This is a genomic window from Kitasatospora sp. NPDC089509 (assembly GCF_044749365.1).
Lineage (GTDB): Bacteria > Actinomycetota > Actinomycetes > Streptomycetales > Streptomycetaceae > Kitasatospora.
On the sequence record NZ_JBIVHS010000010.1, the window covers coordinates 240,934 to 254,473 of the forward strand.

Sequence of the window (13,540 nt, forward strand, 5' to 3'; positions counted from 1 at the left end):
GCCGCGAGGCGCCACAGCCGGACGGTGTGCGTACAGCTCCGGGGACCGTCGCCGGCCCGGACAACCGCGTGCTTACAGGTACTGCCCCGTGTTGGCGACAGTGTCGATGGAGCGGCCGGACTCGGCACCCTGCTTCCCGGTGACCAGCGTGCGGATGAAGACGATCCGCTCGCCCTTCTTGCCGGAGATGCGGGCCCAGTCGTCCGGGTTGGTGGTGTTCGGCAGGTCCTCGTTCTCCTTGAACTCGTCCACGCAGGCGGCGAGCAGGTGGGAGACGCGCAGACCGCGCTGACCGTGGTCGAGGAAGTCCTTGATGGCCATCTTCTTCGCCCGGTCGACGATGTTCTGGATCATGGCACCGGAGTTGAAGTCCTTGAAGTACAGGACCTCCTTGTCACCGTTGGCGTAGGTGACCTCCAGGAAGCGGTTCTCCTCGGTCTCGGAGTACATCCGCTCCACGACCGACTGGATCATCGCCGCCACCGTCGTCTCGACGGAGCCGTCGTGCTCCTTGAGGTCGTCCGGGTGGAACGGCAGCGAGTCCTTGAGGTACTTGGAGAAGATGTCCTTCGCGGCCTCGGCGTCCGGGCGCTCGATCTTGATCTTGACGTCCAGCCGGCCGGGCCGCAGGATCGCCGGGTCGATCATGTCCTCGCGGTTCGAGGCGCCGATGACGATGACGTTCTCCAGGCCCTCCACGCCGTCGATCTCGGCCAGCAGCTGCGGGACGATGGTGTTCTCCACGTCCGAGCTGACGCCGGAACCGCGGGTGCGGAACAGGGACTCCATCTCGTCGAAGAAGACGATGACGGGCGTGCCCTCGCTCGCCTTCTCCCGGGCCCGCTGGAAGACCAGACGGATCTGCCGCTCGGTCTCGCCCACGTACTTGTTGAGCAGCTCGGGGCCCTTGATGTTGAGGAAGTAGCTCTTCCCCTGGGGGCGGCCGGTGACCTCGGCGACCTTCTTGGCCAGCGAGTTGGCGACCGCCTTGGCGATCAGCGTCTTGCCGCAACCGGGCGGGCCGTACAGCAGCACGCCCTTGGGCGGGCGCAGCTCGTACTCCTTGAACAGGTCGGCGTGCAGGTACGGCAGCTCGACCGCGTCGCGGATCAGCTCGATCTGGTTGCTCAGGCCGCCGATCTGGCGGTAGTCGATGTCCGGGACCTCTTCGAGGACCAGCTCCTCGACCTCGGACTTCGGCACCACCTCGTACACGTAGCCGGAGCGGGGCTCCAGCAGCAGTGCGTCCCCCGCCCGGATGGTGACCTCGCGCAGCGGTTCGGCGAGGCGCACCACCCGCTCCTCGTCGGTGTGGCCGACGACCAGGGCGCGTTCGCCGTCCTCCAGGATCTCCTTGAGGGTGACGATCTCACCGATGCGCTCGAAGTCCATCGCGTCCACGATGTTGAGGGCCTCGTTGAGCATCACTTCCTGGCCGCGCCGCAGTTCGTCGAGGGCGACGTTCGGACTGACGTTGACGCGGAGCTTGCGACCGCCGGTGAAGATGTCGGCGGTACCGTCCTCGTTCGCCACCAGGAAGGTGCCGAATCCGGCCGGGGGCTGTGCCAGCCGGTCCACTTCCTCCTTGAGGGCCACGATCTGGTCGCGGGCCTCGCGCAGGGTGGAGGCGAGTCGTTCGTTCTGGGCGGTCACGCCCGCCAGGTTGGTCTGGAGCTCGACGATCCGCTCTTCGAGGATCCTCGAATTGCGCGGCGAGTCGGCGAGCTTGCGGCGCAGAACGGCGATTTCCTGCTCAAGGTACGAGACCTGAGCGGCCTCGTCGGAACCACGAGCGGGCCTGCCGGTGCTGCGGTTGTAGTCGTCATCGTGGGCTGCCACGGTCCTCACCTCCTCCGGGGAGCTGGACGCTTCCAGACCCTACCTGGGACCAGGGGTCCGTAAACCCCTAGATCAAGAAAGATGGAACGGGCGTGTCCGATCTTCGCCCCAGCGTGCTTCCCCTCTGCTAAGGGGATACCCACCGCGCACCACCCAAAGCGGGCCAGATGTATCGTCGAGCGAAGTGATATCCGATCGCGACCGGCGGTGCCGGCTCCGATCGTTGTACGAATGGCGGGATTGCTCCAGGAATAGGGGCGACCCGGGACAGAAACGGCAGGGGACCATGTCGGTGAGCGAGCAGAGCGCGGCAGCGACCGAGGAACTGGAGGTGTGGATCGACCAGGATCTGTGCACCGGTGACGGCATCTGCGTCCAGTACGCGCCCGAGGTCTTCGAGCTGGACATCGACGGACTCGCGTACGTGAAGGGCGCGGACGACGAACTGCGCCAGCAGCCCGGGGAGACCGCCCCGGTGCCGCTGACGCTCCTTCAGGACGTGGTGGACTCGGCCAAGGAGTGCCCCGGCGACTGCATCCACGTGCGCCGGGTCGCCGACCGGGTCGAGGTCTACGGGCCGGACGCGGACTAGCGGTTGGGGCAACCGCGACCGGTCAGGTCGCGGCGGCCGGGGCGGCGGTCTGGGAGCGTTCCCAGCCGCCGCCCCGGTGCGTCCAGGTGAGGTCGAGCGAGAGGTCGGGCCGGAAGCGCGGCACCTCGTCGCTCGAATACCCCTGCGCGCGGCCGGTGATGGCGCCGTCGGAGCGCACCGCGAGCCGGCTCAGGGTGAGGTTCTCGCGCTCGGTCAGCAGGGTGGCGACCACCACCGGGCGTCCACCGCTGCCGAATCCGAGCAGGTACACCGACTCCGGCGGGTTGCCGGTGTCGGCGGCGCACTGGGCGGCGACGACCGTACCGGGCTGTCCGTCACCCAGATCGGCGGGCACGCTGAGCACCGTCCGGACCGGGAACGGGCCGCAGTCCATGGGCAGTTGGGCCTTGGCCGGGTCGGGGGCGGCGCTCGCGGCGAGGGCCTTGGGGGTGCCGGCGGCACGGGTCGGCAGCGGGGTGCCGGTCGCCGGGGAGGCGGCCAGGGCGGCGGCCACCACCGCGCCGCAGCCGGCCAGGGCGAGGGCCCAGTGCCAGGGCGCGGTGCGCGCGTGACCGGGCCGGGAACGGCCCCGCGGTGTCTGCTGTCCAGCCGTCGCCGTCGTCCCGACCGCGGTCTCCACCAGGCGTCCCCTCCAGAGCTCCAGGAGCTGGTCTGCGTGTGCGTGCATCGTCCCACACGCCGGTGCACGGAAAGCGAAAGGGGTGGTGCGAGCTCGGCGCTCGCACCACCCCTTGTCCGGAATTCGGGCTCAGCCCAGGTCGGGCTGCTCGGACTCGTCGGCGCGGGCGGCCTTGCGGGCCGCGGCGCGCTCCTGCAGGGACGGCTCGGGCGCCCCGTTGTCGTAGTCCTCGCCGTAGGCGCCCTTGGCCGGGCGACGGCGGCGCAGCGGCGGCTCGACGCCGTCCGCCAGGCGGCGGGCGGTGAGCAGGAAGCCGGTGTGGCCGATCATCCGGTGGTCCGGGCGGACCGCCAGGCCCTCCAGGTGCCAGGTGCGGACCATGGTCTCCCAGGCCTGCGGCTCGGTGAAGGTGCCGTGGTCGCGCAGCGCCTCGACGGTCTTGGACATCTGCGTGGTGGTGGCCACGTAGCAGCAGATCAGGCCGCCGGGGACGAGCGCCTTGGACGCGACGTCCAGGCACTCCCAGGGGGCCAGCATGTCCAGGATGACGCGGTCGACGTCGGTCTCCACCAGGTTGTCCTGGAGGTCGCCGACGGTCAGCTTCCACGCCGGGTGGGAGCCGCCGAAGTAGCGCTCGACGTTGCCCTGGGCGATGTCCGCGAAGTCCTGTCGGCGCTCGTAGGAGGCCAGCATGCCGTGCTCGCCGACGGCGCGCAGCAGGTACATGCTGAGCGCGCCCGAGCCGACACCCGCCTCGATCACGCGGGCGCCCGCGAAGATGTCGGCCATGGCCAGGATCTGCCCCGCGTCCTTGGGGTAGATCACGGCCGCGCCGCGCGGCATGGACAGGACGTAGTCGGGGAGCAGGGGGCGCAGCGCGAGGTACGGGACGTTCCCCGTGGTGCGCACGACCGTGCCCTCGGGAGCGCCGATCAGCTCGTCGTGCGGGAACGCACCCTTGTGGGTGTGGAACTGGTTCCCGGCCTGGAGCGTGAACGTGTAGTGGCGACCCTTGGGGTCGGTCAGCTGGACCTGGTCCCCGACCTGGAAGGGCCCGCGTCGGCGGGCGGCACCGGTCGGTTCGGACATGCGGCCAATCCTAAGGGAAGCGGAGCGCACCGCCTCACCAGGGCCGCCGGGGCCGGTTCAGCGGCCGGAGACGGCGGCGGTGAGGCGCTGCTCGATGTCGCTGAGCGCGGCCACGCCGTAGACCCGGCCGTCCGCCTCGACCACCAGGTACTCCCCCGCCGGGGTGGCCTGGATGGCCCGCAGCAGGTCCTCGCCGCCGAGGTCGGCGTCCAGTCGCAGGCCGGGTTCGAGGTCACGGGCGAGCGGGCCGACGGCCACCCAGGGGCGGCGGTGCTCGGGCACCGCCCGGACCGCGGACTCCCGGACGATGGCGATCGGCTCGCCCCGGCCGTCCACCACCACGACCGCGCCGGCCTGGGCCTCGCGGGCGCGGCGCATCGCCTCGCCGAGCGGGGTGTCGGCGGTGACCTCGACGGTGCGGCGGGCCAGGTCGCGCAGCCGCAGCGCGGGCAGCGCCTCCTTGAGCCGGGCGTTGCGCAGGCTGCCGGTGGCGCCGTTCCAGATGATCGCGGCCAGCACCGCGGCCAGCACCGCGTCGACCAGGGTGTCGGTGGTGGTGCGCTGGTCGCCCCGGGAGGCGCTGATCAGCGGCAGGCCGAACAGCACCGCGACCGCCAGCGCCCGGCCGATCCAGGCCGCGGCCACCGTGCCGGTCATCGCCCGGCCGGTGAGCGCCCAGACCAGGGCGCGCAGCATCCGGCCGCCGTCCAGCGGCAGCCCGGGCAGCAGGTTGAAGGCGGCGACCACCAGGTTGGAGACCATCAGGCCGGTCAGCAGCACCCCGGGCACGCTGGACAGTTCGACGGCGCGCAGCGCGAGGTAGAAGACCCCGCCGAGCACCAGCGACAGCAGCGGGCCGACGAAGGCCAGCCAGAACTCCCGCCAGGGGCTCTCGGCCTCGTTCTCGATCTCGGAGACGCCGCCGAAGAACTGCAGCTGGATCCGCCGCACCCCGAGCTTGTAGCGGAGCGCGACCAGGGTGTGGGCGAGTTCGTGCACCAGCACCGAGGCGTAGAAGGCGACCGCGAAGAAGAACGCGAGCAGGTAGCGCTGGCCGCTGCCGAGTTCGGGCAGGACGTCGCCGAGCTGCCCGCCGAACACCCAGGTGATCAGGGCGGCGATGACGAACCAGGACGGGGTGACGTAGATGGGCACGCCGAACGGGCGCCCCATCAGGAGGCCGCCGCCGCGTTCGGGGGGCGGCCCGGTCGGGCGCCCGCCGTCCTGCGGTGGCTGGTCGGAGGTCTGCTGCCCCCTGGTGTCGCTCACCGTGTTCCCTTCGGTCGTCCCGCCCGTGGTGCCCCCGGTGCGCCCACGCTACGTGATCGCGGCCACTTGGTGCCGCGCGCCCCTCTGTCGGCCTTCATACCCACTGGACCGGCTCCGGGACCGGCCCGGGCGGGGCCGCACGGAGCGGTGTGGCAGCACCGTGGCAGCGGGATGACAGGAAAGGGCAATAGGGTCGTAGCCATGCAGCAGACCGACACCAGCCGCGCCGCCGGGGCCCCGGCGCGCCCGGCGGCGCCCCCGACCGGGCTGTCCCCGTCCCGAGCGGGGGACTTCCTGACCTGTCCCCTGCTGTACCGGCTGCGGGTGATCGACCGGCTGCCCGAGCCGCCGAGCGCGGCGGCGACCCGGGGCACGCTGGTGCACGCGGTGCTGGAGCGGCTGTTCGACAGCCCGGCGGCCGAGCGGACCCCGGACCGGGCGCTGGGCCTGCTGCGCCCGCAGTGGGAGCGGCTGCTGGGCGAGCGCCCGGAGCTGGCCTCGCTGTTCCCGGACGACCCGGACGGCGCGGCGCTGACCCGCTGGCTGGCGGACGCCGAGAAGCTGGTCGGCCAGTGGTTCCGGCTGGAGGACCCGACCCGGCTGCACCCGGTGGAGCGCGAGCTCTACGTGGAGACGGCCCTGGAGTCGGGGCTGCTGCTGCGCGGCTACATCGACCGGGTCGACGTCGCCCCGACCGGTGAGGTCCGGCTGGTGGACTACAAGACCGGCCGGGCGCCCTCGCGGGACTTCGAGGGCAAGGCGATGTTCCAGATGAAGTTCTACGCACTGGTCGTGTGGCGCTGGAAGGGCGTGATCCCCAAGCGCCTCCAGCTGGTCTACCTGGGCGGCGGCGGGGACGTGGTCAGTTACGACCCGGACGAGGCCGACCTGCTCGCGGTGGAGCGCAAGCTGCAGGCACTGTGGGAGCGGATCGCCGAGGCGGTGGCCACCGGGGACTTCCCGGCGACCCGCAACCGGCTCTGCGACTGGTGCGACCACCAGGCCAGCTGCCCGGAGTTCGGCGGCACCCCGCCGCCGTACCCGCTGCCGCTGGCCCGTACGTCGGATGAGAGCGATCCCACGGGGGATCCGATGAGCAAGGAGTCCCAGTGACGATCCGAGTGCTGCTGGTCGACGACCAGCCGCTGCTGCGCACCGGTTTCCGGATGATCCTGGAGGCCGAGTCCGACCTGGTGGTGGTCGGCGAGGCCGGCGACGGCCAGCAGGCGCTGGACCAGGTGCGGGCGCTGCAGCCCGACGTGGTGCTGATGGACATCCGGATGCCGCGGATGGACGGCGTCGAGGCGACCCGCCGGATCGCCGGCCCGGGCCGGGACGGCCCGGCCAAGGTGCTGGTGCTGACCACCTTCGACCTGGACGAGTACGTGGTGGAGGCGCTGCGCGCGGGCGCCAGCGGCTTCCTGCTGAAGGACGTCCCGGCGGAGGAGCTGGTGCAGGCGATCCGGGTGGTCGCGGACGGCGCGGCGATGCTGGCGCCGAGCATCACCCGCCGGCTGCTGGACATGTACGCCACCAAGCTGCCCTCGGGCGAGGAGGCGCCGCCGCAGGCGCTGAGCGCGCTGACCGAGCGGGAGTTGGAGGTGCTGAAGCTGGTGGCGCGCGGGCTGTCGAACGCGGAGATCGCTGCCGAGCTGTTCGTCAGCGAGACCACCGTGAAGACCCACGTCGGCCATGTGCTGACCAAGCTCCAGCTGCGCGACCGGGTGCAGGCGGCGGTGTACGCCTACGAGAGCGGACTGGTGCGGCCGGGCGCGCTGTAGCGCTGCGGCGGGCGCGGACGTGACGGCGGCCCGCCCGCTTCCCCCGACGGTACGGGGGAAGCGGGCGGGCCGCCTTACGTGGTGCGCTACTTGCTGCTGCGGCTGATCTCCCAGAAGCGGAAGAAGCCGGTGGTGTCGACGGTGGACTCGACGCCGGTGATGTTCGAACGGGCCGCGTAGAAGGCCTTGTTCTGGTACAGCGGGATCAGCGGCACGTTGTCGGCGACGATCTGCTGGATCTGCGCGTAGGCGCCCGAGGCGGCGCTGCGGTCGGTCTGCTTGAGGGCGTCCGGGATCAGCTTCTGGCTGATCTTCGGGTCGTCCCAGCCGGTGTGGTAGGCGCCGCCGTCGACCAGCAGCGGGGCGGTGTAGTTGTCCGGGTCCGGGTAGTCGGCGAACCAACCGATGATGTACGCCTGGTACTTGCCGTCGACCCAGCCCTTGCGGAAGGCGTCCCAGTCCGGCTCCTGCTGGACCGTCACCTGGAACAGGCCGCCGGTCTCCAGCTGCTTCTTGAGGGTGTCGGCCTCGCCGCTGCCGGCCCGCGAACGGGACCAGGTGAGGGTGAGCTTGACCGGGATCTGGACCTTGTTGTCGGTCAGGGCCTTGCGGGCCTTGGCCACGTCCTGGTCGCCCCAGCGGTCGAAGAAGGCGGTGGTGTGGCCGGTGACGCCGGCCGGCACCATCGCGTACAGCGGCTGGACGGTACGGGCGAAGACGTCGCGGGCGAGCGCCTTGCGGTCCAGCAGCGCGGCGGCGGCCTGGCGGACGCCGACGTTGGCGACCCCCGGGTCCTTGGTGTTGAAGACCAGCGAGCGGGTGTCGTTGCTGTCGCCCTCGACCACCTGGAGGTCGGTCTTGCCGCCCTGCTGCTCGGACTGGATCTGGGCGGCGGTGTTCGGCTCCAGGCTGTTGTCGGTGAGGTCGACGTCGCCCTTGTCCAGCGCGGCCTTGAGGTCGGTGGGCTTGTCGAAGTACCGGACGGTGAACTTGCTGTTCCGCAGCTTGGCGTCGCCGCTGTACTTGTCGTTGGGCACCAGCACGACCTTGCCCAGCTGCTTGCTGCCGGCCAGGGCCTCGACCGAGTCGAAGCGGTACGGGCCGGAGCCGACCTGCTTGTCGTTGGGCAGCGCCTTGTCGGCCGGGTAGACCTGGTGGTCGACGATGGCGCCGGCCGGGCCGGCCAGCTTGGCCGGCAGGGTGGCGTCGGGGGTCGACAGCTGGAAGACCACCTCGCTGTCGCCCTTGGCCTCGACGCCCTTGATCGAGGAGAGCAGGCCGTTCGGGCCGTTCTTGTCGTCGATCTTCTTGGTCCGCTGGATCGAGAACACCACGTCCTCGGCGGTCAGCGGGTGGCCGTTGGAGAACTTCAGGCCGGGCCGCAGGGTGCAGTGGTACTCGGTGGCCTCGCCGTTGGTGAACTCGCAGGACTTCGCGGCGTCCGGGGAGGGCGTGCTGGCGGCGGCCGGGAAGGTCAGCAGCGACTGGAAGGTGTTGCGCAGCACCAGCCAGGAGCCCAGGTCGTAGGCGACCGCGGGGTCGAGCGAGCCGGTCAGCTGTGAGGTCCCCATGGTGATGGACTTGCCGCCGCTGTCCCCCTTGACGGCATCGGTGACCGATCCGCACCCGGCCACCGTCACGGCGACCAGTCCGGCGCAGCCGAGAGCTGCCAGGCGTTCAGCTGAAGTCTTCACGGGAGCGTCCTTCGGGGGTGTCGCGAACCCGAGTAGCGTGCCATATCGAACACGCACGACCGATACCCGTGCAGATGACGTTTGGGACACGGTGGTTGAGGGAATCCCGGCGCGCCCGACGAGTTGTCAGCCAATGCCCGTTTTCTCCCCCGGAGCCCTCGCGACGAGGCGCTTACCGGCGAGTAGGCCCCGCCTACAATGAGATGACAATCACACCCGCGAAGCGACCAACGAGCGCAGCAGTTCGAGGTCGACCCGCTCCAGCGACGGCAGCACCAGCCGCCCCGGGGCCGGCTCGATCGGCGCCACCGAGGGCACCGCGATCACCGGACAACCGGCCGCCTCGCCCGCCCGCACCCCGGTCGGGGTGTCCTCCACCACCACGCAGCGGGCCGGCTCCGCGCCCAGCCGGCGGGCCGCCTCCAGGTACGGGTCCGGGAACGGCTTGGTACGCGGCACCTCGTCCCCACCGATGGTGAAGGCGAACCGCTCGGCGCCCAGCGAGCGCAGCACGATGTCGATCACGTGCCGGTGCGAGGCGGACACCAGCGCGGCCGGAACGCCGTGCGCGGCAAGGGTGTTGAGCAGCCGCTCGGCACCCGGCATCAGCGGCACGCCGCCGGCCAGCAGGTCGACGAAGCGCTGGTTGACCAGCACCCCGAGGTCGGCCGGGGCGATGTCCACCCCGGTGCGGGCGACCAGGTAGTCCATCACCCGGGTCATCGGGCCGCCGACCACGTGCGTCCGGTCCTGCTCGTCCAGCTGGTGGCCCAGCTCGGCGAAGAGCGTGACCTCGGCCTGCCACCAGAAGTCCTCGGTGTCCACCAGCGTGCCGTCCATGTCCAGCAGCACCGCCTGGAGGCCGCGGTCGTCCCCGAGGTCGAGTGCCGGGGCGGCGGTGGAGCTGGTGGTCATGGCGGGTCCTTCCGTACTGGCCCAGGGGTCCCCCGGGGATGGCGCGGGCCGGCCCGCTGGTAGGCGGACCGGCCCGTTCAGGATCATCAAGGATACGCCCGCTTCGCCCGGAAAGAGCGAACGGAGAAGGACGTGCGGATTACCGGGCGTTGAAGTACTTCGCCTCCGGGTGGTGGATCACGATCGCATCGGTGGACTGCTCCGGGTGCAGCTGGAACTCCTCGGAGAGCACCACGCCGATCCGCTCCGGCCGCAGCAGGTCGGCGATCTTGGCCCGGTCCTCCAGCTCGGGGCAGGCCCCGTAGCCGAGCGAGAAGCGGGCGCCCCGGTACTTGAGCGCGAACATGTCCTTGACGTCCTGCGGGTCCTCGCCGGAGAAGCCCAGCTCGAAGCGGACCCGGGCGTGCCAGAACTCGGCCAGCGCCTCGGCCAGCTGCACCGAGAGGCCGTGCAGCTCCAGGTAGTCGCGGTAGGAGTTCCCGGCGAACAGCTCGTTGGCCGCCTCCGAGATCCGGTTGCCCATGGTGACCACCTGGAGGCCGACCACGTCCCGCTGGCCGGACTCCTCCGGGCGGAAGAAGTCCGCCAGGCAGAGCCGGCGGCCGCGCCGCTGGCGGGGGAAGGTGAAGCGGGTCCGCTCGGAGCCGTCCTCGTGGAAGACGATCAGGTCGTCGCCCTTGGAGTTGGCCGGGTAGTAGCCGTAGACCACCGCCGCCTCCAGCCAGCCCTCGGTCTGCAGCCGGTCCAGCCAGGCCCGCAGCCGCGGCCGGCCCTCGGTCTCCACCAGCTCCTCGTAGGACGGCCCCTCGCCGCTGCGCGCGGCCTTCAGGCCCCACTGGCCCTTGAACAGCGCGTCCTCGTCCAGCCAGGTGGCGTAGTCGGCGAACGGGATGCCCTTGACGATCCGGTCGCCCCAGAACGGCGGGGTGGGCAGCTTGTTGTCCAGCGCCACGTCCGAGCGGATCTGGCCGAGGTTGACCTCGGGCTCCGGCTCCTCCACCTCGACCTTGGCGTGCCGGCGCTGCTTGAGCTCCGGCAGGGTCGCGCCGGGCACGCCGCGCTTGACCGCGATCAGCGCGTCCATCAGCCGCAGGCCCTCGAAGGCGTCCCGGGCGTAGCGGACCTCGCCCTCGTAGATCTCGTGCAGGTCCTGCTCGACGTAGGCGCGGGTCAGGGCGGCGCCGCCGAGGATCACCGGGTAGTCCGCGGCCAGCTTGCGCTGGTTCAGCTCCTCCAGGTTCTCCTTCATGATCACGGTGGACTTCACCAGCAGTCCGGACATCCCGATGACGTCCGCCCGGTGCTCCTGGGCGGCGTCCAGGATCGCCGAGACCGGCTGCTTGATGCCCAGGTTGACCACGTTGTAGCCGTTGTTGGACAGGATGATGTCGACCAGGTTCTTGCCGATGTCGTGGACGTCGCCCTTGACGGTGGCCAGCACGATGGTGCCCTTGCCCTCGCTGTCGGACTTCTCCATGTACGGCTCCAGGTGGGCCACCGCGGTCTTCATCACCTCGGCGGACTGGAGCACGAACGGCAGCTGCATCTGGCCGGAGCCGAACAGCTCGCCGACCACCTTCATGCCGGACAGCAGGGTGTCGTTGATGATCTCCAGCGCCGGGCGCACGGTCAGCGCCTCGTCCAGGTCGGCCTCCAGGCCGTTGCGCTCGCCGTCGATGATCCGGCGCTGCAGCCGCTCCTCCAGCGGGAGCGCGGCCAGCTCCTGGGCCTTGGAGGCCTTGACCGAGGCGCTGGAGACGCCCTCGAACAGCGCCAGCAGGCGCTGCAGCGGGTCGTAGCCCTCCCGGCGGCGGTCGTAGACCAGGTCGAGGGCGGCCTCGCGCTGCTCCTCCGGGATCCGGGAGATCGGCAGGATCTTGGAGGCGTGCACGATCGCCGAGTCCAGGCCGGCCTCCACGCACTCGTGCAGGAAGACCGAGTTGAGCACCACCCGGGCGGCCGGGTTGAGGCCGAAGGAGATGTTGGACAGGCCCAGCGTGGTCTGCACCTTCGGGCGGCGACGCTTGAGCTCGCGGATCGCCTCGATGGTCTCGATGCCGTCCTTGCGGGACTCCTCCTGGCCGGTGGCCAGGGTGAAGGTGAGGCAGTCGACCAGGATCGAGCCCTCGTCGATGCCGTAGTCGGTGGTGAGTTCGTCGATCAGCCGCTCGGCGATCTCGACCTTCAGCCCGGCGGTGCGGGCCTGGCCCTGCTCGTCGATGGTCAGTGCGATCAGGCCGGCGCCGTGCTCGCGGGCCAGCGAGGCGATCCGCCCGAAGCGCGAGTCGGGCGCGTTGCCGTCCTCGTAGTTCACCGAGTTGAGCACCGCGCGGCCGCCGAGCGCCTCCAGACCGGCCTGGAGGACGGGCGGTTCGGTGGAGTCCAGCACGATCGGCAGGGTGGACGCGGTGGCCAGCCGGCCGGCGATCTCCTTCATGTCGGCGACGCCGTCGCGGCCGACGTAGTCCACGCACAGGTCCAGCAGGTGGGAGCCGTCCCGGATCTGGTCACGGGCGATCTCCACGCAGGCCTGCCAGTCGCCGGCCAGCATCGACTCGCGGAACTTCTTCGAGCCGTTGGCGTTGGTGCGCTCGCCGATCGCCAGGTACGAGGTGTCCTGGCGGAACGGCACCGCCTGGTAGAGCGAGGCGGCCGAGGGCTCCGGCTGCGGCTCGCGCCGGACGATCGGACGGCCCTGGACCTTCTCCACCACCTGGCGCAGGTGCTCGGGGGTGGTGCCGCAGCAGCCGCCGACCAGCGAGAGGCCGTACTCGCGGGTGAACACGTCGTGCGCCTCGGCCAGTTCGGCCGGGGAGAGCGGGTAGTGGGCGCCGTCCTTGCCGAGCACCGGCAGGCCCGCGTTCGGCATGCAGGACAGGCCGATCCGCGCGTTCTTGGCCAGGTAGCGCAGGTGCTCGCTCATCTCGGCCGGGCCGGTGGCGCAGTTGAGGCCGATGTAGTCGACGCCGAGCGGCTCCAGCGCGGTGAGCGCGGCGCCGATCTCGGAGCCCAGCAGCATGGTTCCGGTGGTCTCCACGGTGACCTGCACCAGCACCGGGAGGTCCAGCCCGGCCTCGGCCAGGGCGCGCTTGGAGCCGAGGATCGCGGCCTTGGTCTGCAGCAGGTCCTGGCTGGTCTCCACCAGCAGCGCGTCGGCGCCGCCGGCGATCAGGCCGGCCGCGTTCCGCTGGAAGCCGTCGCGCAGCGTCTCGTACGGCGCGTGGCCGAGGGTCGGCAGCTTGGTGCCGGGGCCGATCGAGCCGAGCACCCAGCGGGTGCGGCCGTCGGCGGCGTGGGCGTCGGCCACCTCGCGGGCGATCCGGGCGCCGGCCTCGGACAGCTCGAAGATCCGCTCGGGGATCTCGTACTCGCCCAGCGCGGAGAAGTTGGCGCCGAAGGTGTTGGTCTCCACGCAGTCCACGCCCACCCCGAAGTAGGCCTCGTGGACGGAGCGGACGATGTCGGGCCGGGTGACGTTGAGGACCTCGTTGCAGCCTTCGAGGTTCTGGAAGTCCTCCAGGGTCGGATCCTGCGCCTGGAGCATGGTGCCCATCGCACCGTCGGCGACCACCACCCGGGTGGCGAGCGCTTCACGCAGCGCGTTCGCGCGGCTCTGCTGAGTGATGGACGGGTCGGCTGCAGTGGCCATGGGGCATCTCCCTGGTGCGACGGCTGTCGGCTTTGCGCGCCCGCTTGCTCGGGCACGCACGTGGCCAGGGTA

10 protein-coding genes are annotated in these 13,540 nt (G+C 71.1%); 3 read left to right on the plus strand and 7 right to left on the minus strand.

Annotated features, from left to right (window positions below; genetic code table 11):
• Positions 1 to 72 precede the first annotated feature (72 nt).
• Positions 73 to 1,839 carry a proteasome ATPase gene (gene arc / locus ACIP4P_RS22700; RefSeq protein WP_350517253.1) on the minus strand — a complete coding sequence of 589 codons (1,767 nt, stop codon included), beginning with the start codon at positions 1,837 to 1,839 and terminating at the stop codon, positions 73 to 75.
• 286 nt (positions 1,840 to 2,125) lie between these two features.
• Here arc and ACIP4P_RS22705 point away from each other — a divergent pair, with 286 nt between their 5' ends.
• Positions 2,126 to 2,431, plus strand: a complete 306-nt coding sequence (locus ACIP4P_RS22705) for a ferredoxin (protein WP_350517254.1) — start codon at positions 2,126 to 2,128, stop codon at positions 2,429 to 2,431.
• A 22-nt stretch (positions 2,432 to 2,453) separates the two neighbouring features.
• Here the strand turns inward: ACIP4P_RS22705 and ACIP4P_RS22710 are convergent, their stop codons facing one another.
• The 3 genes from ACIP4P_RS22710 to ACIP4P_RS22720 all read right to left on the minus strand — a co-directional run bounded on the left by ACIP4P_RS22710 (position 2,454) and on the right by ACIP4P_RS22720 (position 5,429).
• Complete coding sequence (locus tag ACIP4P_RS22710) at positions 2,454 to 3,119, minus strand: hypothetical protein (protein ID WP_400921034.1); 666 nt, start codon at positions 3,117 to 3,119, stop codon at positions 2,454 to 2,456.
• Positions 3,120 to 3,200: 81 nt separating this feature from the next.
• Positions 3,201 to 4,160: a tRNA (adenine-N1)-methyltransferase gene (locus ACIP4P_RS22715; protein WP_400921036.1), complete on the minus strand. Its 960-nt coding sequence runs from the start codon at positions 4,158 to 4,160 to the stop codon at positions 3,201 to 3,203.
• 57 nt (positions 4,161 to 4,217) lie between these two features.
• Positions 4,218 to 5,429, minus strand: coding sequence for a site-2 protease family protein (locus ACIP4P_RS22720; RefSeq protein ID WP_400921038.1), 1,212 nt, complete (start codon positions 5,427 to 5,429; stop codon positions 4,218 to 4,220).
• Positions 5,430 to 5,630: 201 nt separating this feature from the next.
• Between ACIP4P_RS22720 and ACIP4P_RS22725 the strand changes: the two genes are divergently transcribed.
• Positions 5,631 to 6,542, plus strand: coding sequence for a RecB family exonuclease (locus ACIP4P_RS22725; protein ID WP_350517258.1), 912 nt, complete (start codon positions 5,631 to 5,633; stop codon positions 6,540 to 6,542).
• The gene (locus tag ACIP4P_RS22730) at positions 6,539 to 7,210 is read left to right on the plus strand and encodes a response regulator transcription factor (protein ID WP_063346919.1); all 672 of its coding nucleotides are present in this window, start codon (positions 6,539 to 6,541) and stop codon (positions 7,208 to 7,210) included. Before ACIP4P_RS22725 ends, ACIP4P_RS22730 begins: the two co-directional genes overlap by 4 nt.
• 86 nt (positions 7,211 to 7,296) lie before the next feature.
• Here ACIP4P_RS22730 and ACIP4P_RS22735 read toward each other — a convergent pair whose 3' ends face one another.
• The 3 genes from ACIP4P_RS22735 to metH all read right to left on the minus strand — a co-directional run bounded on the left by ACIP4P_RS22735 (position 7,297) and on the right by metH (position 13,468).
• Complete coding sequence (locus tag ACIP4P_RS22735; RefSeq protein ID WP_400921040.1) at positions 7,297 to 8,904, minus strand: ABC transporter substrate-binding protein; 1,608 nt, start codon at positions 8,902 to 8,904, stop codon at positions 7,297 to 7,299.
• Between the two features lie 210 nt (positions 8,905 to 9,114).
• Positions 9,115 to 9,819: an HAD family hydrolase gene (locus ACIP4P_RS22740; RefSeq protein ID WP_400921042.1), complete on the minus strand. Its 705-nt coding sequence runs from the start codon at positions 9,817 to 9,819 to the stop codon at positions 9,115 to 9,117.
• Between the two features lie 139 nt (positions 9,820 to 9,958).
• Complete coding sequence (gene metH, locus ACIP4P_RS22745) at positions 9,959 to 13,468, minus strand: methionine synthase (protein ID WP_400921045.1); 3,510 nt, start codon at positions 13,466 to 13,468, stop codon at positions 9,959 to 9,961.
• Between the last annotated feature and the right edge of the window lie 72 nt (positions 13,469 to 13,540).